At 70.4% G+C, this 21,041-nt stretch carries 23 protein-coding genes; 8 read left to right on the top strand and 15 right to left on the bottom strand.

The window, feature by feature from the left end; all coding sequences use genetic code 11:
- The first annotated feature begins 31 nt into the window (after nt 1-31).
- A complete protein-coding gene (locus CHB84_RS11620) occupies nt 32-274 on the top strand; it encodes a carboxymuconolactone decarboxylase family protein (RefSeq protein ID WP_176439913.1) in 243 nt (80 codons plus the stop codon).
- A 3-nt stretch (nt 275-277) separates the two neighbouring features.
- Here the strand turns inward: CHB84_RS11620 and CHB84_RS11615 are convergent, their stop codons facing one another.
- From CHB84_RS11615 to CHB84_RS11575, 8 genes are all read right to left on the bottom strand, one after another.
- On the bottom strand, nt 278-916 hold the full coding sequence (locus CHB84_RS11615) for a DUF5134 domain-containing protein (RefSeq protein WP_089301573.1): 639 nt from the start codon (nt 914-916) through the stop codon (nt 278-280).
- Between the two features lie 84 nt (nt 917-1,000).
- Nucleotides 1,001-2,176 carry a lipid-transfer protein gene (locus CHB84_RS11610; protein ID WP_089301572.1) on the bottom strand — a complete coding sequence of 392 codons (1,176 nt, stop codon included), beginning with the start codon at nt 2,174-2,176 and terminating at the stop codon, nt 1,001-1,003.
- A complete protein-coding gene (locus CHB84_RS11605) occupies nt 2,173-2,616 on the bottom strand; it encodes a MaoC family dehydratase (RefSeq protein ID WP_089301571.1) in 444 nt (147 codons plus the stop codon). Before CHB84_RS11605 ends, CHB84_RS11610 begins: the two co-directional genes overlap by 4 nt.
- Nucleotides 2,613-3,620, bottom strand: coding sequence for a bifunctional MaoC family dehydratase N-terminal/OB-fold nucleic acid binding domain-containing protein (locus CHB84_RS11600; RefSeq protein ID WP_089301570.1), 1,008 nt, complete (start codon nt 3,618-3,620; stop codon nt 2,613-2,615). Before CHB84_RS11600 ends, CHB84_RS11605 begins: the two co-directional genes overlap by 4 nt.
- Nucleotides 3,617-4,801: an acyl-CoA dehydrogenase family protein gene (locus CHB84_RS11595; RefSeq protein ID WP_176439912.1), complete on the bottom strand. Its 1,185-nt coding sequence runs from the start codon at nt 4,799-4,801 to the stop codon at nt 3,617-3,619. Before CHB84_RS11595 ends, CHB84_RS11600 begins: the two co-directional genes overlap by 4 nt.
- Nucleotides 4,802-4,806: 5 nt before the next feature.
- Nucleotides 4,807-5,922: an acyl-CoA dehydrogenase family protein gene (locus CHB84_RS11590; protein ID WP_089301569.1), complete on the bottom strand. Its 1,116-nt coding sequence runs from the start codon at nt 5,920-5,922 to the stop codon at nt 4,807-4,809.
- A gap of 249 nt (nt 5,923-6,171) precedes the next feature.
- On the bottom strand, nt 6,172-7,023 hold the full coding sequence (locus tag CHB84_RS11580) for a class I SAM-dependent methyltransferase (RefSeq protein WP_089301567.1): 852 nt from the start codon (nt 7,021-7,023) through the stop codon (nt 6,172-6,174).
- A 158-nt stretch (nt 7,024-7,181) separates the two neighbouring features.
- A complete protein-coding gene (locus CHB84_RS11575) occupies nt 7,182-8,576 on the bottom strand; it encodes a WS/DGAT/MGAT family O-acyltransferase (protein ID WP_089301566.1) in 1,395 nt (464 codons plus the stop codon).
- Nucleotides 8,577-8,655: 79 nt separating this feature from the next.
- Between CHB84_RS11575 and CHB84_RS11570 the strand changes: the two genes are divergently transcribed.
- Complete coding sequence (locus CHB84_RS11570) at nt 8,656-9,924, top strand: alpha/beta hydrolase (RefSeq protein WP_089301565.1); 1,269 nt, start codon at nt 8,656-8,658, stop codon at nt 9,922-9,924.
- Here the strand turns inward: CHB84_RS11570 and CHB84_RS11565 are convergent.
- Entirely contained in the window at nt 9,910-12,129 is a 2,220-nt protein-coding gene (locus CHB84_RS11565) for an acyl-CoA dehydrogenase family protein (protein ID WP_089301564.1), read from the bottom strand. The two genes, CHB84_RS11570 and CHB84_RS11565, sit on opposite strands and share 15 nt — an antisense overlap.
- Nucleotides 12,130-12,312: 183 nt before the next feature.
- On the opposite strand from CHB84_RS11565, the gene kstR reads away from it, so the two are divergent.
- Both kstR and CHB84_RS11555 read left to right on the top strand, forming a co-directional pair.
- Nucleotides 12,313-12,942 (top strand): cholesterol catabolism transcriptional regulator KstR, encoded by a 630-nt coding sequence (kstR, locus tag CHB84_RS11560; RefSeq protein WP_245818693.1) that lies wholly within the window; start codon nt 12,313-12,315, stop codon nt 12,940-12,942.
- A 40-nt stretch (nt 12,943-12,982) separates the two neighbouring features.
- Entirely contained in the window at nt 12,983-13,426 is a 444-nt protein-coding gene (locus tag CHB84_RS11555) for a nitroreductase family deazaflavin-dependent oxidoreductase (RefSeq protein WP_089301562.1), read from the top strand.
- Between the two features lie 174 nt (nt 13,427-13,600).
- Here the strand turns inward: CHB84_RS11555 and CHB84_RS11550 are convergent, their stop codons facing one another.
- The 6 genes from CHB84_RS11550 to CHB84_RS11525 all read right to left on the bottom strand — a co-directional run bounded on the left by CHB84_RS11550 (nt 13,601) and on the right by CHB84_RS11525 (nt 17,149).
- Nucleotides 13,601-14,077: a hypothetical protein gene (locus CHB84_RS11550; RefSeq protein WP_089301561.1), complete on the bottom strand. Its 477-nt coding sequence runs from the start codon at nt 14,075-14,077 to the stop codon at nt 13,601-13,603.
- A 17-nt stretch (nt 14,078-14,094) separates the two neighbouring features.
- Nucleotides 14,095-14,460: an ArsR/SmtB family transcription factor gene (locus CHB84_RS11545; protein ID WP_089301560.1), complete on the bottom strand. Its 366-nt coding sequence runs from the start codon at nt 14,458-14,460 to the stop codon at nt 14,095-14,097.
- Nucleotides 14,460-14,906 (bottom strand): SRPBCC domain-containing protein, encoded by a 447-nt coding sequence (locus CHB84_RS11540; RefSeq protein ID WP_089301559.1) that lies wholly within the window; start codon nt 14,904-14,906, stop codon nt 14,460-14,462. Before CHB84_RS11540 ends, CHB84_RS11545 begins: the two co-directional genes overlap by 1 nt.
- A gap of 171 nt (nt 14,907-15,077) precedes the next feature.
- Nucleotides 15,078-15,791, bottom strand: a complete 714-nt coding sequence (locus CHB84_RS11535; protein WP_089301558.1) for an aspartate/glutamate racemase family protein — start codon at nt 15,789-15,791, stop codon at nt 15,078-15,080.
- A gap of 206 nt (nt 15,792-15,997) precedes the next feature.
- The gene (locus tag CHB84_RS11530) at nt 15,998-16,681 is read right to left on the bottom strand and encodes a metal-dependent transcriptional regulator (protein ID WP_089301557.1); all 684 of its coding nucleotides are present in this window, start codon (nt 16,679-16,681) and stop codon (nt 15,998-16,000) included.
- Between the two features lie 24 nt (nt 16,682-16,705).
- The gene (locus CHB84_RS11525; RefSeq protein WP_089301556.1) at nt 16,706-17,149 is read right to left on the bottom strand and encodes a GNAT family N-acetyltransferase; all 444 of its coding nucleotides are present in this window, start codon (nt 17,147-17,149) and stop codon (nt 16,706-16,708) included.
- A 151-nt stretch (nt 17,150-17,300) separates the two neighbouring features.
- Between CHB84_RS11525 and CHB84_RS11520 the strand changes: the two genes are divergently transcribed.
- The 4 genes from CHB84_RS11520 to CHB84_RS11505 are packed head-to-tail and all read left to right on the top strand — an operon-like array spanning nt 17,301 to nt 21,015.
- Nucleotides 17,301-18,077, top strand: a complete 777-nt coding sequence (locus CHB84_RS11520; RefSeq protein ID WP_089301555.1) for an enoyl-CoA hydratase/isomerase family protein — start codon at nt 17,301-17,303, stop codon at nt 18,075-18,077.
- Nucleotides 18,074-19,621, top strand: a complete 1,548-nt coding sequence (locus CHB84_RS11515; protein WP_089301554.1) for an AMP-binding protein — start codon at nt 18,074-18,076, stop codon at nt 19,619-19,621. Before CHB84_RS11520 ends, CHB84_RS11515 begins: the two co-directional genes overlap by 4 nt.
- Nucleotides 19,612-20,268 carry a TetR/AcrR family transcriptional regulator gene (locus tag CHB84_RS11510; protein ID WP_089301553.1) on the top strand — a complete coding sequence of 219 codons (657 nt, stop codon included), beginning with the start codon at nt 19,612-19,614 and terminating at the stop codon, nt 20,266-20,268. Before CHB84_RS11515 ends, CHB84_RS11510 begins: the two co-directional genes overlap by 10 nt.
- Before the next feature lie 9 nt (nt 20,269-20,277).
- Nucleotides 20,278-21,015 carry a 4'-phosphopantetheinyl transferase family protein gene (locus CHB84_RS11505; RefSeq protein WP_089301552.1) on the top strand — a complete coding sequence of 246 codons (738 nt, stop codon included), beginning with the start codon at nt 20,278-20,280 and terminating at the stop codon, nt 21,013-21,015.
- Nucleotides 21,016-21,041: the final 26 nt, after the last annotated feature.

Below are 21,041 nucleotides of genomic sequence, written 5' to 3'. Positions count from 1 at the left end.
CAACTCTGCTCACAGTTGCTAACCTCTACCGATGCGAGCCGGCAGACAGATCACACGGCAAGCCGGCTGCGGCATCTGTGTGGACATGCACAGCCACGACGCGAAGGCGTCAGGCGTGTCCGACGCCACCTGGTCCGAGGCCACGGCATACTACGACGAGGAGACGCTGGTCGCCCTGGTGACCGCGATCGCGACCATCAACGCGTGGAACCGCTTCGGCGTGACCTTCCGGCTGGTCGCGGGATCGCATCGCCGTGCGGGCCAGGGGGCGTGACCGTCAGACCATCGCCAGCAGCATCGCGGCCATCGCGACGTTCATCGCTGCCCGGGAGGTCTCCCGCATCCCGCCGCTGAACAGCGCGGGCGCAGGTGGCCGGCGCGAGCCGGTCCCGCTGCGCCCGCGCACGCAGCGCACCCCGCACAGCACGATGTCGACAAGGAAATAGGTCGTCGCCGCGATGGCCAGCGGCGCCAGCACGAGAGAACCCTCGTGCCCTGCGAGCACGAGCCACGGTTGCGTATCATGCCCGGCATGCCCGTCGCCTGCCATTCCGCCGAACATGTAGAACATCACGGCGGCGCCGACGGCGTGATGACCGCACTGGGACCGCACGCACCCGTTGCCGTACCCGGGCCCCGCGCGCGCACGCGGTAGGCGCAGCCATCGCGCTGCCAGCCATACGGCCGCGACGGCGAACACCGCTTCCCAGCCCGCGCGCGGGATCGGACCGCCGACAGGCGAGACCATCGCGAGCATCCCGAGCGCCATGAGCACCTCGGCGACCTCGTCGCCGCGGTGGACCTGCTGCCACAGGGGTGACCCCGGATGCGCCGCCACCAGCCGGTACGCGCTCGGTACCGCGATCACCAGGAAATACGCGCTCAACACCCACAGGACGGGATCCGGTGCGTCCATGAGGCGGGTGCCCTCCGGGTAGCTCCATCAGCACCTGACAGGCTCCCAGGAGCGCACCCTCGCGCACACCCGGCAATCGGGTGGTTACCATTCGTAGGCGCCGAGCACCAGCCCGCTGGTCGGCACCCCGGTGCCCGCGGTGACGAGCACGTTGCGCGCACCGGTGACCTGGTTGGCCGCGCTGCCCCTGATCTGGCGGACACCTTCGGCGATACCGTTCATCCCGTGCAGGTAGGCCTCGCCGAGCTGGCCGCCGTGCGGGTTGAGGGGGAGCTTGCCGTGCAGCTCCAGGGTGTCGCCGGTGATGAAGTCCTTCGCCTCTCCCCGGCCGCAGAAACCCAGCTCCTCCAGCTGCAGCAGCACGTACGGGGTGAAGTGGTCGTAGAGCACCGCGACGTCCACATCGGAGTGGCCGAGGCCGGACTGTTCCCACAGCTGCCTGCCGACCACGCCCATCTCCGGCAGTGCCGCCAGCTCGTCGCGATAGTAGCTGGTCATCACGTACTGGCCGGTGCCGCTGCCCTGCGCGGCCGCCGCGACCCGCACGGGCGTGTGCGGCAGGTCCTTCGCCCGCGCCGCGCTGGTGATCACCAGGGCTATGCCACCGTCGGTCTCCTGGCAGCAGTCCAGCAACCGGAGCGGCTCCGCGATCCAGCGGGACGCCTGGTGTTCGTCCAGGCTGATGGGCTTGCCGTGGAACCAGGCGTTCGGGTTGGTGGCCGCGTGCTTGCGGTCGACCACCGCGACCCGGCCGAAGTCCTCGGTGGTCGCGCCGTACTCGTACAGGTACCGTTGCGCGGCCATCGCCACGGTCGCCGCCGGGGTGGCGATACCTGCCGGGTAGTGGAAGCTGTTGTCCACACCGGAGGAGTTGACCTGGTGGGCTGCCGCGCTGGACACCTGGCCGAACCGTTGCCCGGAGCGTTCGTTGAACGCCCGGTAGGCCACCACGACGTCGGCCGCACCCGTGGCCACCGCCATCGCGGCCTGCTGCACCGTCGCAGCCGCCGCGCCTCCCCCGTAGTGCACCCGGCTGAAGAAGCTCAGCTCTCCGACCCCCAGCTCCCGTGCCACCGCGATCTCGGCGTTGGCATCCATGGTGAACGTCACCATGCCATCCACATCGGATGGTGCCAGTCCGGCGTCGTCGAGCGCCCCGCGCACGGCCTCGGAGGCCAGCCGCAGCTCGCTACGCCCGGAGTCCTTGGAGAACTCCGTCGCCCCGATCCCGGCGATCGCCGCCTTACCCGCCAGTGTCACGCTGTCACCTCCGGCAGCGCGATCTGTACCGTGCCGGCGACGTGCTCGCCGAGGCTGGACTGCCCGCTGACCTCGATGACGAACCGGTGCTCGCCGTCCACCTCGACCCGGTCGGCGACCCGGCCGGAGAACGTCAGCGTGTCGTGGGCGTAGCAGGGCACCCCGAGCCTGATGTTCACCGACCGCACCAGCGCCTCCGGCCCGGCCCAGTCGGTGACGAACCGCTGCACGAGTCCGGTGTCGGTGAGGATGTTCAGGAAGATGTCCTTCGAGCCGCGCTGCTGCGCGAGATCGCGGTCGTGGTGCACGTCCTGGAAGTCGCGTGTGGCCAGCGCGGTACTGATCACGAACGTCGGGGTCACCTCGATACTCAGCTGCGGCAGTTCGGTACCGATGGACACCTGCGAGGCGGGCACCGTACTCGGACTCGTCCCCGTCATCGAGCCACCTCCCACGCGGGCAGGGTCAGTTCCTCGTCCACACGCAGGAACACGGCACGGACCGACATACCGATCGACACCTCTGCCGGATCGGCGTCGACCAGCTCGCCGAGCACCCGGACCCCTTCGTCGAGCTCGACGAGCGCGACGGCGAACGGCAGTTGCTTACCGGGCACCGGCGGGTTGTGGTGCACGACGTAGCTGTACACGGTGCCGTGCCCGGCCGCGACGACGTAGTCGGGCGTGGCCTCCATCGACCCTCCGGGATCCACCGGCCCAGGCGGGTGCCGGAGGGTGTCACCCCATCGCTGGATGCGCAGCTCACCGACCCGCGTGCCTGTCCAGAAGAACTCCGTGTCGGCCGAGATCACCGGGCGCAGCACGCCCGCCGCGCGTTCCGAGGCGTCGACCACGCGCCCGGAGGGTCCCTGCCACGGTGCCGCACCGGCATCGCCTGCCGTCCCGTCGTCGCTGCCCGCCGGCCGGAACTTCAGCACCTTGAACGTCATCTCCGCCACGACCTCGTCGCCGACGAGCCAGCTGGTGCGCGTGGTGACGAAGAAGCCCTCGCCGAGCGCGGTCCGCTTCGGACCGACCACGCCGTCCAGCTCGGTACTCGCCGAGACGTGCTCGCCGGGGCCGAGGTAACGGTGATAGGTCTGCTCGGAGTTGGTGGCCACCACAGAGGTGAACCCCGCCTCGTCCAGCGCCGTCATCATCGCGCCGAGCGGGTCGTCCTCGGCTCGCCGGCCGTGCAGGCCGTTCATCGTCCACACCTGCGCCATGGCAGGCGGGGCGACCAGGCCGCCGTGCACCGAGCTCGCCGCGAACTCCGGGTCGGTGTAGACGGGGTTGTCGTCACCCATCGCCTCGACCCAGTTGTTGATCATGGCCGTGTTGACGGGGTCCCTGGCCGGCCGCGGCTTCGACCCGCCGCCCGCCGCGATCCGTTCGGCCTTCTCGTGGACGGTCGCCGCGATGTCGCTGCCCGCCGTTCCCGTCATCGCGGCACCCTCGGCAGGCCGAGTCCGGTCATCGCGATCAGCTCCCGCTGGATCTCGTTCACGCCACCTCCGAACGTCAGCACCAGGTTCCGTTTGGCCTGCACATCGAGCCAGGTCGCCAGCTCGGCCGTCTCCGGGTCGGACGGGTCACCGTGCCGCGCGACGACCTCCTCGAGAAGGCCGCCCAGCCGCTGGATGCGGTCGGAGCCGAAGACCTTCGTCGCCGAGGCGTCGGCGACGTCGACAGGCTTGTCCGCATCAGCCGAGGCGACCTGCCAGTTCAGCAGCTCGTTGATGCGTAGCGCGGCACGCGTCTCGGCGAGCGCGTCGGCGACGTCGGAGCACTCCAGCAGCGGTGTCCCCATCGGGCTGGAACGCTGGGCCGCCCAGGCATGCACCCGGTCGTACAGCGCGGCGACCCGTCCGGCCGGGCCGAGCATGACCCGCTCGTGGTTGAGCTGGGTCGTGATCAGCTGCCAGCCCCGGTTCTCCTCGCCGACGCGCATGCTCGCCGGAACCCGCACATCCGAGAAGTAGGTCGCGTTGACGTGATGCGCCCCGTCGCAGGTGATGATCGGCGTCCAGCTGTAGCCGGGGTCGCGGGTGTCGACGATGAGGATCGAGATGCCCTTGTGCTTGGGTGCCTGCGGGTCGGTACGCACGGCGAGCCAGATGTAGTCGGCGTCGTGCGCCCCGGTCGTGAAGATCTTCTGCCCGTTGACGATGTAGTCGGCGTCGTCGGAGTCGCCGTCGCGTACCGCGGTGGTGCGCAGCGCGGCGAGGTCGGTGCCTGCCTCCGGCTCGGAGTAGCCGATGGCGAAGTGCACCTCGCCGGCGAGGATGGCAGGCAGGAACCGCTCCTTCTGCTCGGCCGTGCCGTAGGTCTGCAGGGTCGGGCCGACGGTCTGCAGGGTCACCGAGGGCAGCTGCACGTCGGCCCGTGCCGCCTCGTTGACGAAGATCTGCTGCTCGACCGGGCCGAAACCGTGCCCGCCGTACTCCTTCGGCCACCCGACACCGAGCCAGCCGTCGCGTCCCATCCTGCGCACCAGCTCACGGAACACCGGCCCGTGCCGCTCGGTGAGCATCGCGGCGCGCTCCTCATCGGTCATCAGCCCGTTGAAGTACTCGCGCAGCCGTTGTTGCAGCTTGCGCTGCTCGTCAGTCAGTTCGATCCGCATTCGCGTCAGCTCCCCGCGCCCGCGCCGAACGCGTGCAGTTGGTTGCGGTGCCCGCCGAGCAGGCGGGTGAGGTCCTTGAGTTCGGAGTAGTGCCGGTGCAGCGGGTAGGTGACGTCCACCCCGACGCCGCCGTGCAGGTGATGGCAGGTACGTACAGAGGGCAGCGCCTCCGCGGTGAGCCAGTACGCCGCGAGGTCGAGATCGGCCTCGGCATTCCGCCCCGCCCCGAGCCGCCACGCGGCCGAGACCGAGGCGAGGTGCACCGTGCGCGCCGCGATGTAGACATCGGCCATCTGCTGCGCGACCGCCTGGAACGTGGCGAGCGGCTTGCCGAACTGGTGGCGGGTTCGTACGTGTTCGGTGGTCAGGTCCAGCACCCCTGCCAGCGCGCCGTCCCCGGAGGCTACCGCCCCGACCACGGCGAACTCCCGCAGCGCCCGGGCCGCCGCGCCGGAGGTGTCCCCGCCGAGCAGATCCGCGGCGGATACTTCCACGTCGTCGAGGTCGACGGTGCACTCCGGCGTCCCCGACGCGGTGGGTGTCGGTGTCACGGTCACGCCACCGGCGTGCGGGTCGACGAGGAACACCCCGGCGCCGTCCTCGAGGCTGGCCGGTACCAGGATCCGGCTCGCGTGCCCGGCGTACGGCACGGCGACCTTGCGCCCGCTGAGCCGCCACCCGGAACCGCCGGGACGGGCCACCGTTCCGGGCAGTGTGGCAAGGGGTGCACCGACTTCGGACACCGCGGCGGTCAGCAGCGCGTTCCCGGCTGCGACGTCCGGCAGCAGAGCCTCACGCTGCTTCGCGGTGCCGTGCGAGGCGACCGGCAGCACCCCGAGCGCCAGGGTCGCAAGCGCGGGCACGCGCGCGCCTGCCTTGCCTACCTCGGTGAGCACGACGGCGATCTCGGCGACACCGAGGCCGTCCCCGTCCAGCTCGGTGGGCAGCGCCAGGCCGAGCAGGCCGACCTTGGCCATCGCCGCCCACACGTGCTCCTGGTACCGCGTCTCGGGGTCCTGCCGGGCATCGTGCGCGAGCGGCTCACCCGCGCCCTCCTTGGCCAGCACGTCGGCCGCGAGGTCGGCGATGGCTCGCTGGTTCTCGTCGAGACTGAAGTCCATGACTCCTCGCGCGTAGTCGTGGGGCGAATGCCGCCTGCTCGCATCCGGATCGGCAATAACTATAACTTGTTCTAGTTTTATCCCCAAGGCCGGATGTACGCAACCACGGTGCGCTCGGTCACACCGCGGGGCCGGGCGGCGGCTCGTCGCCGGGCGGCCAGCCGGGACATGCCGTCCCCGCCGCGTCCGAGCTCGACGGCACGCGTCGAGGCCCCGGTACCGAGCATCACCAGCGTGCGGGGAAATCGTTCAGCCGGATCGGCCGGCAGCGCATCCACTCCCGCCCCGGGGCACCCGGGCCACGATCTCCGCGTGCAGCAGGGACATCCAGCCGTCCTCGGAGGCGGCCCACCGCTGCCAGCCATCCGAGATCCGGCGCAAACCGTCGACCGTGGCCAGGCCGGACTCCAGTGCCTGCTCGGCCAGCGCCGAGCGCAGGATCCGTTCCGACCACGCGTCCGCCCACCATCTGCGGTCCTGAGGCGTGGCGAAACACCAGGTCGAGGTCGTCGCGGTGACCCGGTCCAGCCCCGAGCGCAGCGCCCAGGAGCGCAGCCGCCTACCGGCGTCCGGCTCCCCACCGTTCGCACGCGCCAGCCCGCGGTACAGCGTCAGCCACTCATCCAGCTCCGCGAGCTCCGGGTACCAGGCGAATGCGGCGTAGTCACTCTCGCGGGCCGCCACGAGCCCGCCCGGCCTGCACACCCGTCGCATCTCGCGCAGCGCGCGAACCGGATCCCCGACGTGCTGCAGCACCTGGTGCGCGTGGACGACGTCGAAGCTCCCGTCGGCGAACTCGAGATCGTGCACATCGCCGAGGACGAAGTCGATGGTGCTCCACCCCCTGCGCGCGGCCTCGTCCCGCCCCAATCGGAGCGCATCCTCGGTCCGCTCCAGCGCGGTCACACGCCCCGGCGCGACGACAGCGGCCAGGTCGGCTGTGATGGTCCCGGGACCGCAGCCCACATCGAGCAACGACATCCCGGGCTCGAGGTACCCGAGGAGGTAACCGGCGGAGTTCTCCGCCGTGCGCCACCGGTGCGTACGCAGCACCGACTCGTGGTGCCCGTGCGTGTACACGGTTTCCGCCCGCTCCGTCACGAACCCGCTCCCTCCCGACGCGCCACGCACTGATCGTGCCACATTCTGGGAGATCGTTCCAATAATGTGAGACGGACCGTGACAGTCGGGCGCATCGCGAGCACCGCGGGCGCGTCGTTCACCCGCCCACCAGAACCGTGCGTATCCGGGCAGCCTCGTCAGCAGGCCGCGAGGTCGAGCAGCGTGTCCAGCTCCTCGCGCATCGCGCTGGACAGCGACGAGACGTCCGGCACCAGTTCCCGCGCCGCGAGCAACCCGATATTGACCGTGCCCGACACCGACAACGCGGTCACGTTGAGCCCGCACCCGTGGAAGACGGGGCCGAGCGGGTACATCCCGGTGACCCGCGCGCCGAGCAGGTAGATCGGCATCGGCGGCCCGGGGACGTTCGATATCACCAGGTTGTGCACCACAGGGTGCCTCTCCGCGAGCCGCAGCGCGGAGTACGTGCGCACCGCGGACCCGAACGTCGCCGGGCCCGCGAACTGCGCCCAGTCCTGCAGCAGGTCGGCGGGAACCGTGTAATGGTGATCCTTGGCGAGCACGGTGGTCTCGCTCAGCGCGCGCAACCGCTGCCCGGGGTCGTCGAGATCCGTCGGCAGCGAGGCGAAGAACGCCGAGACCTTGTTCATGCCCGCCTCGCCCCGGCTCCTGCCGCGCACCGACACGGGCACGGATGCCAGTAGCGGCTTGCCGGGCAGCGCGTCGTGTTCGAGGAGGTACCGCCGAAACGCGCCCGCGCACACCGCGAGCACCACGTCGTTGACGGTGACGCCGAAGGCGTTCTTGACCCGTTTCACCTCGTCCAGGTCCAGCTGGGTGTACGAGACGCTCCGGTGCCCGGTGATCGTCGCGTTGAACGGGGTCCGTGGTGCCGTGAACGGCAGGCGCATGCCCTTGCCGCGCAGCGAGCGCACCACGAAGCCGGGTGCGAGCCCGGCCAGCTCCGGAACCATCCGCAACGCATCGAGCGGACGGCGCGCCACGGATCGCAGGCCGTCACCGACCAGCTCGACCGTGCCGGGCCGGGGCGGGTTGCCCGGCTGGTCTTCCGGCGCCTCCGGCAACGGCGCGTCCGGCTCGAGCCCCGCCAGGTAGGACAGCAGGTTCGCCCCGCTCACCCCGTCCACGCTGGCGTGATGCATCTTCATCACGACCGCGACCGAGCCGTCCTGAATGCCCTCGACCACATGGACCTCCCACAACGGACGGGCACGGTCCATCGGCTGCCCCGCGATGTGCGCGCACAGCTCCGCGAGCTCGGCCTCACCGCCCGGCGGTGGCACCGCGATCCGGTGCACGTGCCGCTCGGCGTCGAACTCCTCGTCCTCGACCCAGACGGGATGGTCCACATTGAGCCAGGAGGAGTACAGCTTGCGCCGGAACACCGGCAGGCGCGCGATGCGCTCGACGAGCATGCCGGTGAATCGCTCGTAGGAGTACCCACCGGGGATCGTCGAGGTATCCAGCGTGATCAGAGCACACACATGGAGCAACTGCGAGGAGGTCTCAAGGTAGAGGAAGCTCGCGTCGAGCCCGGTGAGTCGCTGCATGACGGAACCCTAAGCCAAAATTGAAACATGTTCTATCCCGCGTCGGAGTGAGCGGGACGTCTCACGCTATCCTCGTCGCATGGGTCCTTCCTTCCGCACCCGGCGCGCGGCACAGCTCGCGCTCACCGCGAATGCCCTCCGCCCGCTGCGCGGCCAGGCGACGGCGATCCCCGGCTTCTTCGCAGGCTGGCTCACCTCCGAGCTGGCCCCGCACCTGCTCGCCGTGAACGTCGCCGACACCGCGCTACACCTCGCCCGCCGGGGCAGGCGGGACCGGATCGGCCTCGCACTGTCCGCGGCCTCCGCCGCGGGTCTGGTCGCGCTGATGTCCTCTGCGCACCGGGCCCGGGACACCGTCGAGGACGCGCTGGTGAGCGCGCTCGGCCCGGAGTACAAGGACCAGCTCAGCCCACCCAGTCACCCGTCCGACCTGAGCCTGCCCCTCGACCAGCTGGTGATGCCGTTTCGCATGCGCTCGCCGGAAGTGCGGCGGACTCGCGACATCGCCTACGCGGACGGGGGCAAGCGCTACCTGCTGGACGTCTACCGGCCGCGCGCACCGCACCGGAACCGCCCCGTCCTGCTGCAGATCCACGGCGGCGCCTGGATGGTGGGCAACAAGGACCAGCAAGGCCTACCCCTGATGTTGCACATGGCCAAGCGCGGGTGGGTGTGCGTCTCCGTCAACTACCCGCTGTCTCCCCGCGCGCGGTGGCCCTCGCACATCGTCGCGATCAAGCAGGCCCTCGCCTGGGTCAAGCAGACCATCGCCGAGTACGGCGGCGACCCGTCGTTCGTGGCCGTCACCGGCGGCTCGGCAGGCGGCCACCTGGCCTCGTTGCTGGCGCTGACACCGAACGACCCCGCATGGCAGCCAGGGTTCGATGACGCGGACACCAGCGTGCAGGCCTGCGTGCCGCACTACGGGGCCTACGACTTCGCGGCGCAGTCCGGCTCCCGGGCAGCGAAGGCGATGCGCCGGTCCGTGCTGGAACGCTACGTGGTCGGCAAGGACGCCGAGACCGAGTTGGACACCTACCTTGCCGCCTCACCGCTGCACCGCATCAACCCGGACGCACCGCCGTTCTTCGTGCTGCACGGCGAGCACGACTCGCTGATCCCCGTCTCCGACGCGCGGGTGTTCGTGGACAAGCTCCGCGCGACCTCGCGCCGGCCGGTGGCCTACGCCGAGGTGCCGGGCGCCCAGCACGCCTTCGACATCTTCCCGTCGATCCGCAGCGCGCACGTGGTGCGCGGGGTGCAACGCTTCCTGGAGTGGACGTACGCGACCCAGCGCGCCGACCAGCCGCCGGTCGCCGAGCGCACCGGGCAGTCAGTCGCGCGGTAGACCCAGCAGGCGTTCCGCCGCCACGTTGAGCAGCACCTGCGTCGTCCCGCCCGCGATGCTCAGGCACCGGCTCAGCAGGAACTCGTGCACGACCTCCTCGCCGTCCTCGGTCACGACGGCGCCCTCGGTGCCCAACTCGCCGAGCGCGGCCTCGGCTACCGCCTGCCGGTGCCACACGCCGACCAGCTTGCGCACGCTGGACTCGGCGCCGCCGCCGTGCCCACCGAGGCTACGCAGCGTGGCACGCGCGTCCAGCACAGAACACGCATGCCCCTGCGCGACCAGCCCACCGAGCTCGTCATCCGACATGCCGTCCCGCCGCGCCACCAGCTGCTCGAGCCCGTCGCCGAGGGACGGCCCGCCGGACATCGCGACACGCTCGTTGGCAAGCGTGGTGCGCGCGAGCTTCCATCCCTGGCCGGGCTCGCCGACCACCGCGTCGTCGGGCACGGACACCTCGGTGAGGAAGACCTCGTTGAACCTCGAGTCGCCGGTGATCTCCCGGAGCGGCCGCGTCTCGATCCCGTCCGAACGCATGTCCACCAGGAAATACGTGATGCCCTTGTGTTTCGGGGCTTCGGGATCCGTGCGGGCAAGGCAGATCGCCCAGTCCGCCTCGTGTGCCACCGAGGTCCACACCTTCTGGCCGTTCAGGACCCAGCCGCCTGCGACCCTGGTTGCCGTGGTGCGCAGTGACGCCAGGTCCGAGCCGGCACCCGGCTCGCTGAACAGCTGGCACCAGGTGATCTCGCCACGCAACGTCGGGCCGACGAACCGTTCCGCCTGCCGTTCGGTGCCGTGCGCCAGGATCGTCGGGGCCGCCCATGCCCCGATCACCAGCTCGGGCCGCGCGACGCCCGCCCGCTCCAGCTCCTCGTCGATCACCAGCTGCAGCGCGGGCGAGGCGTCCAGACCGTACGGCCTCGGCCAGTGCGGCACCAGGTAACCGGAGTCGACCAGCTCGTCCCTGCGCCGGTCCGGCGGTAACGCGGCGATGCCGGAGACCACCTCGCGCACCCGGGCACGCTGCTCGGCCATCTCCTCGGCCCCGGCGTCCCATTCGGCCTCCTCCAGCGTCACGCCGCGCCGGTGGCCGTCCCCGGCCAGCCCGGCCAGCCTGCCGCGCCAGCTCGCGGTGCCGCCGAGCATCCGGCGCAGTGCCAGCGCGCGTCGGAGGTACAGGTGCGCGTCGTGCTCCCAGGTGAAGCCGATACCGCCGAGCACCTGGATACAGTCCTTGGCGTTGTCGACAGCCGCGTCCGGGGCGTAGGCGGCGGCCGCGGCCGTGGCGAAGGCGTGCTGGTCGGCGACGGACTGCTCGCCGGCCTGATCCGTGGCCGCCTCCGCGGCCCGTGCCGCGTCCCAGGCCAGTGCCGTCGCCTGCTCCGCGCGGCACAACGCGGTCGCGCACAGGTGCTTGACGGCCTGGAACGCCCCGATGGGGCGGCCGAACTGCTCACGGGTGGTCGCGTACTCGCTCGCGGTGCGCACGCACCATCGGGCGATGCCGGAGGCCTCCGCGCTCACCAGGGTGGCCGCGATGTCGCGGACGTGCTCGGTGGACAGGGTGTCCAGGACCGCGTCCGCGGGCACCTCGACCTCGTCGAGCCGCACCCGCGCGGCCGTCCGGGAGAAGTCCACCGGCGTGCACGGCCGCACTGCCACCCCATCCCGGCCGGGCGCGAGCACGAACCAGGTCGGCACGCCGCCCACGTCCGCGGAAAGCACCAGGTGGGCGCCCGCGTCGGCCCCGAACACGATGCCTGCCTCGCCGGAGACGACCAACCCACCCCCGTCCGCACGGCGTGCGGTGACACCGAACGGTTCGAGCGCGACGCCCGCGTGGGCCTCTCCCGCGGCCAGCTGCGGGGTGACCTCCTTGGTCGCCGCGGGCCCCCTGGCGCGGTCGAGCACGAGCGCCGCGAGCGCAGTGGGCAGCACCGGGCCGGGTGCCAGCCCCGCCGCGGCCTCCTCCAGGGCAGCGGCGGCGTCGGTGACCGTGCCGCCCGCACCGCCGAGGTCGGAGCGCACGGCGATGCCGAGCACACCGATCGCGGCGAGGTCGTGCCAACCGCTGCCGGACGAGTCCGGGGTGACTCCGTGCCCCTCAGCGGCACGTACCGCGGCTATCGGGCCGGTACGCGCGGTCCAGTCGCGCACCGATGAGGCCAAGGCCTGCTGGGTATCCGTGATGGCGAGCGGCACAGTTCCTCCACATACGTCGTTCCCGCCACACAATACTAGAACATGTTATAGTGCATGGTCGATATCCCATCGAGCCATCACCGACGACCAACGAACCGCCGCCGACCACTGGCACTGAAACAGGTTCCGTGGTTGTATCCTGAGCACGGAACGCTCCTGACGCCGCGCAAGGGGGAACATCCCGTGCCGCCCAAGGCCAATCCACGATCCTCCGAGATCCCCACCCCGAAGGGTGAGGAACCGGGTTCACCTGCGCAGCGCGACCGGCGCAAGCGCATCATCGACGCGACGCTCGCACTGGCTGCCAGCGGTGGCTACAACGCAGTGCAGATGCGCGCGGTCGCCGACAAGGCCGAGGTCGCACTGGGCACCCTCTACCGGTACTTCCCGTCCAAGGTGCACCTGCTCGTCGCCGGGCTCGCGCGCGAGTTCCAGCAGACGAGGGACAAGCTCGAACGCACCACCATCCCCGGGGAGACGCCGGCGGACCGGCTGGTGTTCGTGCTCGGCAAGACCACGCGTGCCTTGCAACGGGACCCGCATCTGACCGAGGCGATGGTGCGCGCGTTCATGTTCGCCGACACCACGGCCGCCGCGGAGGTCGAGCTGGTCGGCGGGCTGATGGAGGACATGTTCGCCACCGCCATGGGCAAGCAGGAGCCCACCGAACACGATCGGGCGATCTTCCACCTGATCGCCGACGTGTGGATGGCCAACCTCATCGCGTGGGTCAGCAGGCGCGCCTCGGCCTCCGACGTGCACCAGCGTCTCGAGCTCTCGGTGCGCCTCCTGATCAACGGCACGTCGAGCTAGCCGCACGGCGCTTACCTACTGGCGCGTAAACTCGGCGGCGATGGACAAGCTGCTGACCAAGACCTTCGTCAAGACGCTGGCCCTGCACCAGCTCATCTACGAGCGCAGCGGCGGTCGGCTCGGACACCGCGTGCCGCGCATGCCGCCCTCGCTGCTGCTGCGTTGCACCGGACGCCGCACGGGCCAGCCGCGCACGTCGGCGCTGACCTACGCCAGCGATGGAGACCGTTACCTGATCACCGCCTCCAACGGCGGTGCGCGCAAGGCACCGGCGTGGCTGCACAACGTCACCGCCAACCCGCAGTGCGAGATCCAGGTCGGGCGGGACCGGATCCCCGTCACCGCCCGGCCGGTGTACCCCGCCGACGAGGGCCACGCGCGGCTGTGGGAGATCGTCAACGAGGTCAACAACGACCGCTACCGCGCCTACCAGCGCAAGACCGACCGCGAGATACCCGTCGTTGTGCTCTCCCCTTCGGGCTGACGAGGGCCGCGCCTGCGGCTCGCGGAAGACCAGAGGGCTCAGGGAGCAGCTACACAGCATTCGCGTCGCGGGCTTGACACTATCCGTCACCGGACCGCACCACCGCACGTACTCCGGATCCGGTAGGACGAACAACGCCCTCCTCGTCGGACAGGATGACTCGTTTCGCCGGCCTCAGGTGTTGCCGGGAACTCGAAGGTCGAGGAGTTGTCGGGTGTGCGCGGGTACGTGGTTCTCGGCGAGACCATCGATGAGGTCGGCGAGCGGGATCGGCTGGTCCAGCACGAGCGCATCGTTGGACAGAAGGAATGAAGGCACCAGAACAGCGGCGGCTGTGTCGTTGAGTTGGTCGGCGATGTCACACAGGACGGTGGCCTGGCTCCGTACGTGATCGATGAGTTCCACCCTGCCGGAGTGCTCGGCGATGATCCGGTCAAGATTCCACGTGTCGAGGGAGATCCGGTTGTCGAAGGCGGGGCGTGCGCCCGAGACGACGCCGAGTGCGACCGAGGCGATCCCGGCATCGACACTGAGGATGTGGGCCAGGATCTGATCGGCGTTCCATCCTCCGTCGGCGGCATTGCCGAGATCCGGGATCGCGGCCACATCGAGCAACCTGTCATAGGAACTGCGAAGTGCTGTCGTATCCATCGCGTGCATCGTCCTTGTCAGTCGTGTCGTGGCGAGCGTGAATCCCGTTCGGCCGCCTCGGCGACACGCTTGATCTTCGCCAGTCGCCGGTCCCAGTCGTCCGCGAGCGCGGCCATCCACTGGGCTGTAGCGTTCACACCTGCCGTCCGGATCGCGTACCGCACCTCGCGTCCGACCCGGGTTACCGAGACCAGTCCAGCAGCGTCGAGAGTCGCGAGGTGCTTGACCACCGCCTGCCGGGAGACGGGGAGTCGCTCGGCGAGGGTCGTCGCGGTGGCCTCCCCCTGTTCGGCGAGCAAGTCGAGCAACTGCCGCCGTCTCGGGTCCGACAGCGCAGCGAGCACGCTGTCGACGGTTTCCACAGTGTCGTCACGTTCGTCCATCACACCCGGGATTGCTCGGCGCGCGCCTTCAACGCATCGAGACACTGTGGCCAGCCGTTGGAGTGATCCTTGATCACGTTCTGGCGGTTGTCCTCCGACGTGTTCAGTGCCGCGAACCCGCTCTCCACCACGCGTAGCCGGATCTTGTCGCCCTCCGCGGTCAACGTGAACTCCACAAGGGTGCTGTTGTCCTCGCGCAGCGCTTCCCCGGGGAACGCACTCACCCAGCGATACGCCACGTATGTCGGCGGCTCCACCTTCTCCACACGCACCGGAAATTCGCCGTGCTGGGCGTGCTTGACGACCGTCAATTCGCCTTCCTCGGCGATCGCGCCGGACAGGTTCGCCTCGTCGGCCGCCCAGAACCCGGGTTCGGCCACCAGCGACCAGACCCGCTCCACCGGGGCCGCGATCAGTATGTCGCGTTCGATCCGATCTGCGTTCACAGCTACTCCTTCACTCGGCGCAATATGTGCAACTATACAGTTGCACATCGACGAATGATGTGCAACCTAGTTGTTGCACAATCTGGGTCGGAAACCGGTGGAACTCGTCGTCCGCACACCCGGCGCCGAGCTACCGGGTTCGCGCCAGCGGCTCGCGGTGCTCCGTAGGGCTCAGGACTGCCCGGTACCCACGTGCTCGTCGAGTGCGGCCGCGACCGCGGCGTCGACGTGCAACCGGGTGGTGGGGAAGGTCGGCAGCGGGCTGTCTGAACGGCCGATCAACAGCTCGATCTCGGTGCAGCCGAGGATCACTCCTTCCGCGCCGGCTTCGGCGAGCCCGGCGATGATCTGCTGGTAGCTCCGCCGGGAGGCATCCGAGATGGTGCCGTTCACCAACTCGTCGAAAATGCTCCGGTGCACGGTTGCCCGATCATCCGCGCCGGGCACGAGCACGTCCAGGCCGTGCCGCTCGACGCGGGTGCGGTAGTAGTCCTGTTCCATGGTGTAGGCGGTCCCGAGCAGCCCCACCCTGGTGATACCGGCGTCGAGCACGGCACGGGCCGTCACGTCGGCGAGATGCAGCAGCGGGATGTCGATCGCCGCCTGGATCTCGTCCGCGACCTTGTGCATGGTGTTGGTGCACAGCACCAGCAGCTCCGCGCCTGCCGACTGGACCGCACGGGCGGCGTCGCCGAGGACGGCGGCTGCCTCGTCCCACCGCCCGTCGGCCTGCATCCGTTCGATGTCGGCGAAGTCCACTGAGTACAGCACGCACCGTGCAGAATGGGGCGTGCCGAGCACGTCGCTCGTGCGCTCGTTCAGCAGACGGTAGTACTCGGCGCTGCTCACCCAGCTCATGCCACCCAGCAGCCCGATCGTTCGCATGCCGACCTCCCGTGTCCTCGGCGGTACCGAACTTCACGATGCCACCGGCCGGATCATCCTCGCGTAAAGACACTCTCCGGACATCCGGGACGTGCACGAACGGCAGGTGACCGCTCCGTGCACGCCGGTATGGCGTGTCCGACCGGCCGGCACAGGGTGCCGGAGTACTCGACACGGCATGCCGGGCCGGCAGGCACGGCGGGGTGCTAGAGCACGGCTACCGAGAGGGCCTGGGCGGCCTCGGTGCCGAGGGCGTGGGTGGCCTCCGAAGGGGGTGCGCCGACCTTGACGACAAGGGGTCCACCGAAGGGTTGCCGCTCGAGCACCTCGATGCGCGCGCCCAGCCCGATCGCCCGGTCGGCGAGGAACCGCAGCAGCTCGGGGTCGGTGTCCCAGACCCGCACGATCTCACCGACCACGCCCGGCTCGAGCTCGTGCAGCTGGCGGGTCTCCAGCTCCTCGACCGTGCCGTCGTGCGCAGGGATCGGGTCGCCGTGCGGGTCCCGCTGGGGGTTGCCGAGCTTGGCCGAGATGCGGTTGACCAGCAGGTCGGACACGGCGTGCTCGAGCGCGTCGGCCTCGGCGTGCACCTCGTCCCAGGTGTAGCCCAGCTCCGAGACCAGGAACGTCTCGATGAGGCGGTGCCTGCGCAGCACGGAGCGGGCCAGCGCGTACCCCTGCGAGGTCAGCCCGATCCCTCGGTACGGCACGTGCGCGACCAGCCCCTGCTGGGACAGCTTCGTCACCATTCCGGACGCCGAGGACGGGCTGACCTGCAGCCGTGCGGCCAGGGAGGTGTTGGTGACCTCCTCGCCGCGCTCCGCGAGCCCGTAGATGACCCTGACGTAGTCCTCTATCGACGAGGACCGCCGGTCCAACTCCTCAGCCATGTCCCCACGATACGACCCGGCCCGCTACCGGGGTTTCCAGCGGTACCGGGTCCAGCCGGTCACCGGGTAGGCGCCGAGCCGTTCGTAGAAGGCCGCCGCCTTGCTGTTGCCGTCCTGCATCTCCCACTCGACGCGGCCGTCGGTACGGGATCGCAGCTCGGTGAGCAGTTGGGAGCCGAACCCGTCGCGGCGGTAACGGGGCCGGACGAACAGGTCGTCCATCCAGATCCCGGGCCTGCCCTCCCATGTGGAGAAGTTCCAGCAGCAGAACGCGAACCCCGCCACGGACTCCGGCGCGCCCCCGGGATGCGCCAGCACCACCCAGGCCTTGGGATGCGCACCGAACAGGTACCCCTCCATCGCCGCACGGTCCAGCCGCAGGCTCGCGTTGCCCTCGTACTCGGCATGCTCCTCGATCATCGCGCAGATCTCGTCGAGATCCGACGGCCACGCGTCCCGAACGGGCATCGCCGTCCTCCGCTTCCTGTGCCTCGTCGCCCCAGGGGCGCACCGGCGTGTGCCGGTGCGTGTCATCCGGAGCGCTCGCCCATCACTCGTACCCGCTCGCACATACCGGAAGCCTATCGATCGGTCGATCGGTTCGTCTAGACTGGCACTCATGCCGCAACCGCAACGACCGCGCACCGTGGATGTCGACATATCCGACGGGGTGGCCACGATCCGGCTGAACCGGCCGGATCGCCGGAACGCCGTCGTCCCCGAACTGGTCGACGACCTCCTCGCCGCGCTCGACGCCGTCGATGCCGCCGACCCCACACCGGGTGCGGTGGTCCTCGCCGGCCGCGGGCGCGCGTTCTGTGCCGGGCACGACCTCAAGGAGCCGCTGCCGGAGGGTGACTCGCGCGCGCGGCTGGAGCGGCTGCAGGCCGTCACGCGGCGCATCCGGAACCTGCGCCAGCCGGTGCTGGCCGCGGTGCACGGCTACGCGATCGGTGCTGGGGCCGAGTTCGCGATCGGCTGCGACCTCCTGCTCGCCGCCCGCGACGCGGTGTTCCGCTTCCCCGAGGTCGGGCTCGGGCTCAGCGTCACGGGAGCGGCATCCCGGCTGCTGCCCGCGCTCCTCGGCCCGCTCAAGGCCAAGGAGCTCGTGCTGCTCGGTGGCGACCTGGACGCACCGGCCGCGGCACGGCTCGGCATGGTCAGCACCGTGGTCGAGGAAGCGGAGCTGCTGCCTACGGCCCTGCGGCACGCGAGCGAGATCGCCCGCAACCCCGTCGCCGCCGCGCTGGCGAAGCGCGCCCTTGACGCGGGCACGGACGGTACCGTGGACGCCGCTCTCGAGCTGGAGGTGAGCCACGCGATGATCACCGAGGCCTCCGGTGAGGCGGCGCTGCCGGCCGCGTCGAACCACGACAAGGGAGGGCACCAGCCGTGAGCGTCGCGATCGAGCACGTCGAGGACCTCGCCACCCTGACCTCCCGCGCTGCCGAACGGTGGCCGGACCGCACCGCGTGGGTCTTCGACGGCACCGGGCAGCGGTACAGCTTCGCCGACATCCACCGGCGCAGCACCGAGCTCGCGGCCGGGCTGACCGCGTACGGGGTCGCGCCGGGTGACCGGGTCGCCGCGATGCTGCGCAACGAGCCGGACTTCCCGCTGCTGTGGCTCGCGCTGGCGAGGCTCGGCGCCGTGCTGGTTCCGGTGAACACCAACTACCGCGAGCTGGACGCGGCGCACGTGCTTGACGACTCGGGGGCACGCCTGGCGGTGGCAGCCGACGAGTTCGCCGGGCTGCTCCGCGGGATCACCGGCCTGCGCCACGCACCCGGGGTGATCTCCCCGCGAGACCTCCGCACCACCAGACAGGACGGGCTGCCCGCCGGTCCCACACCCGAGCAGCCGGTCAACATCCAGTACACCTCCGGCACGACGGGATCGCCGAAGGGCTGCGTGCTGCCACACCGGTACTGGACGACGATCGCCAGGAGCATGGTCGAGGAGTCGCCGCACATCGCACCGGCCGACATCACCCTCACCGCCCAGCCGTTCCACTACGTCGATCCACAATGGAATGTCGTGACAGGGCTCGCGTCCGGCGCACGGCTCGTGGTGCTGGATCGGTTCCACCCGTCGACGTTCTGGCAGAAGGTCCGGCAGCACGGCGTGACGTGGTTCTACTGCCTGGGCTTGATGCCGACCGCGCTGCTACGCCAGCCGGTCGCCGAGAACGACCGCGACCACTCGGTCCGCGCCATCCACGCCTCGGCCATTCCCCCCGAGCTGCACGCCGAGCTGGAGCGTCGCTGGGGCGTCCAGTGGTTCGAGGCGTTCGGCATGACCGAGACCGGCGCGGACCTGCGGGTACGCGAGCACGACCACGACGAGCTGGTCGGCACCGGTTGCGTGGGCACACCGATCCGGGACCGCGAGGTGATGATCCTCGGCTCGCACGGTGGTGCGGCACCCCGCGGCCGGACCGGGGAGCTCGCCATCCGCGGCACCGGCCTGATGCTCGGCTACCACGACCGACCCGAGGCCACCGCGCACGCCTTCCGCGACGGCTGGTTCCACACCGGAGATCTGGCGCGAATGGACGAGGCGGGGCGCGTGTACTACGTGGGCCGCACCAAGGACATGATCCGCCGCAGCGGCGAGAACATCTCCGCGGACGAGGTGGAGCACGCGCTGACGCTGCACGCGGACGTGGACATCGCCGCGGTGACGGCGGTGCCCGACGACTTGCGCGGCGAGGAGATCCAGGCCCACATCGTGCTCGCCGAGGGAGCCGCGGGCCCGGACCCCGAGGCCCTCGCCCGGTTCTGCGCGGAGAAGCTCGCTTACTTCAAGGTGCCACGCTATTGGCGTTTTGCCGATAAGCTACCCATGACGCCGTCCGAGCGGGTCGCCAAGGGACAGCTCGCCGGAGGCGACGAACCGTGGGTAGGCTCTTACGACAGGGGGCGACAACGATGGTGGTGAACACCACCGGTGAGCGCATCCACCGGGTGGCGGTGGAGCTGTTCGCGAGCAAGGGGTTTCACGGGGTCGGCATCCGTGAGCTGGCACAGCACGCGCAGCTGTCCTCGGCCAGCCTCTATCACTACATGGGCACCAAGGAGGCACTGCTCGCCGAGATCATGCACGACTGCCTGCGGCGCCTGGTGTCCGCGGGGCGCGAGGCGGTCGCATCGGTCGACGACCCCGCCGAACGGCTCGGCAGGCTCGTCGCGTTGCACGTGCTCGCGCACGCCGAGCGGGCCCAGGAGACCGCGGTCGTGGACAACGAGGTCAACTCGCTGTCCCCAGCGCTGCGCCGGTCCGTCGTGGCCGCGCGGGACAGCTACGAGCGGCTGTGGGCGGATGCCATCGCCGACGGTCAGCACTCCGGCGCGTTCCGTGCCGACCCAGACGGCGTAGCCAGGCGCGGCCTGCTCGAGATGTGCAGCGGCGTCGCGCGCTGGTACTCGTCGACCGGCCCGATGCCACTCGACGAGCTCGCCCGCGAGTACGCCCTGCTGGCGCTGCGGGCGCTCGGCGCTACCGAGCCGGCGGCTCCCGATGTGGACGTCTGCAGGGAGATCGTGCTGACGACGTGGGGAGCCGTCGGCTCTGCCGACTTCGCGTAGGCTGCCACCGTGGAATGCGCGGTGCTGTGGTCCGGGCCGCTCACGCCAGGCGGCGAGCTGCTCCGGCACCTCGACGAGATCGAGCTCGGGAGGTACCACTCCTACCGGCTCGACGCGGACCGGCGCCGCTTCCTGACCGGCCGGGTACTCGCCAAGCACGCGGTGGGCGAACGGCTGGGCGTGCCACCGGAAACGATCACTCTGGACGCCACCTGTTCCAGCTGCGGCAAGCCGCACGGCAAGCCCACCGTGCCCGCGGCTACCTCGCCCGGCGAGCCGCTCGAGCTGTCCATCACGCATTCCGGCGACTGGGTCGGCGTCGCGCTGGCCCAGGGGGTCCCGGTCGGGCTGGACGTGGAGTCGCCCGCCGGACGCTCGGCCGAGTCAGTCGACGGACTGGTCGGCTACACGCTCGCCGACAGCGAGCGCGCCACCATCGCCACGCTCGACCCGGCCGAGAGGGAACGAGCGTTCCTGCGCTACTGGGCGCGCAAGGAGGCGCTCATGAAGGCGACCGGCCAGGGGCTACGGCTCGGCCTGCAGGACATGATCGTCTCAGCGCCCTGGGAGCCCGCGCGGCTGCACGCCGCGCCCGAGCAGGCGATGACCCCGCAGCGCACCTTCCTGACGGACCTGGCGGGCAGCGGGGATTACCCGGCCAGCCTGGCACTGCTCACCGCAGGGCAGCCGCTCGTCACCGAGCGGCACTGGAAACCGGGTAACCGGCACGGGTCAGCCGCGAGTTGAGCGAGATGGGCGGGCACACCCACCTC

This window comes from Haloechinothrix alba (genome assembly GCF_900188115.1).
Taxonomy (GTDB): Bacteria; Actinomycetota; Actinomycetes; order Mycobacteriales; family Pseudonocardiaceae; genus Haloechinothrix; species Haloechinothrix alba.
This window is presented reverse-complemented; position numbering and strand designations above follow the sequence as displayed.

Bases quoted from the DNA above. Each gene is read 5' to 3' on its own strand.
- CHB84_RS11520 (WP_089301555.1), top strand. From the start codon at position 17,301: ATGCCGCAACCGCAACGACCGCGCACCGTGGATGTCGACATATCCGAC.
- CHB84_RS11595 (WP_176439912.1), bottom strand. From the start codon at position 4,801: ATGCGGATCGAACTGACTGACGAGCAGCGCAAGCTGCAACAACGGCTG.
- CHB84_RS11615 (WP_089301573.1), bottom strand. From the start codon at position 916: ATGGACGCACCGGATCCCGTCCTGTGGGTGTTGAGCGCGTATTTCCTG.
- CHB84_RS11525 (WP_089301556.1), bottom strand. From the start codon at position 17,149: ATGCCCGTTCGGGACGCGTGGCCGTCGGATCTCGACGAGATCTGCGCG.
- CHB84_RS11600 (WP_089301570.1), bottom strand. From the start codon at position 3,620: ATGACGGGAACGGCGGGCAGCGACATCGCGGCGACCGTCCACGAGAAG.
- CHB84_RS11575 (WP_089301566.1), bottom strand. From the start codon at position 8,576: ATGCAGCGACTCACCGGGCTCGACGCGAGCTTCCTCTACCTTGAGACC.
- CHB84_RS11590 (WP_089301569.1), bottom strand. From the start codon at position 5,922: ATGGACTTCAGTCTCGACGAGAACCAGCGAGCCATCGCCGACCTCGCG.
- CHB84_RS11570 (WP_089301565.1), top strand. From the start codon at position 8,656: ATGGGTCCTTCCTTCCGCACCCGGCGCGCGGCACAGCTCGCGCTCACC.
- CHB84_RS11555 (WP_089301562.1), top strand. From the start codon at position 12,983: ATGGACAAGCTGCTGACCAAGACCTTCGTCAAGACGCTGGCCCTGCAC.
- CHB84_RS11530 (WP_089301557.1), bottom strand. From the start codon at position 16,681: ATGGCTGAGGAGTTGGACCGGCGGTCCTCGTCGATAGAGGACTACGTC.
- CHB84_RS11620 (WP_176439913.1), top strand. From the start codon at position 32: ATGCGAGCCGGCAGACAGATCACACGGCAAGCCGGCTGCGGCATCTGT.
- CHB84_RS11510 (WP_089301553.1), top strand. From the start codon at position 19,612: ATGGTGGTGAACACCACCGGTGAGCGCATCCACCGGGTGGCGGTGGAG.
- CHB84_RS11550 (WP_089301561.1), bottom strand. From the start codon at position 14,077: ATGGATACGACAGCACTTCGCAGTTCCTATGACAGGTTGCTCGATGTG.
- CHB84_RS11535 (WP_089301558.1), bottom strand. From the start codon at position 15,791: ATGCGAACGATCGGGCTGCTGGGTGGCATGAGCTGGGTGAGCAGCGCC.
- CHB84_RS11605 (WP_089301571.1), bottom strand. From the start codon at position 2,616: ATGACGGGGACGAGTCCGAGTACGGTGCCCGCCTCGCAGGTGTCCATC.
- CHB84_RS11545 (WP_089301560.1), bottom strand. From the start codon at position 14,460: ATGGACGAACGTGACGACACTGTGGAAACCGTCGACAGCGTGCTCGCT.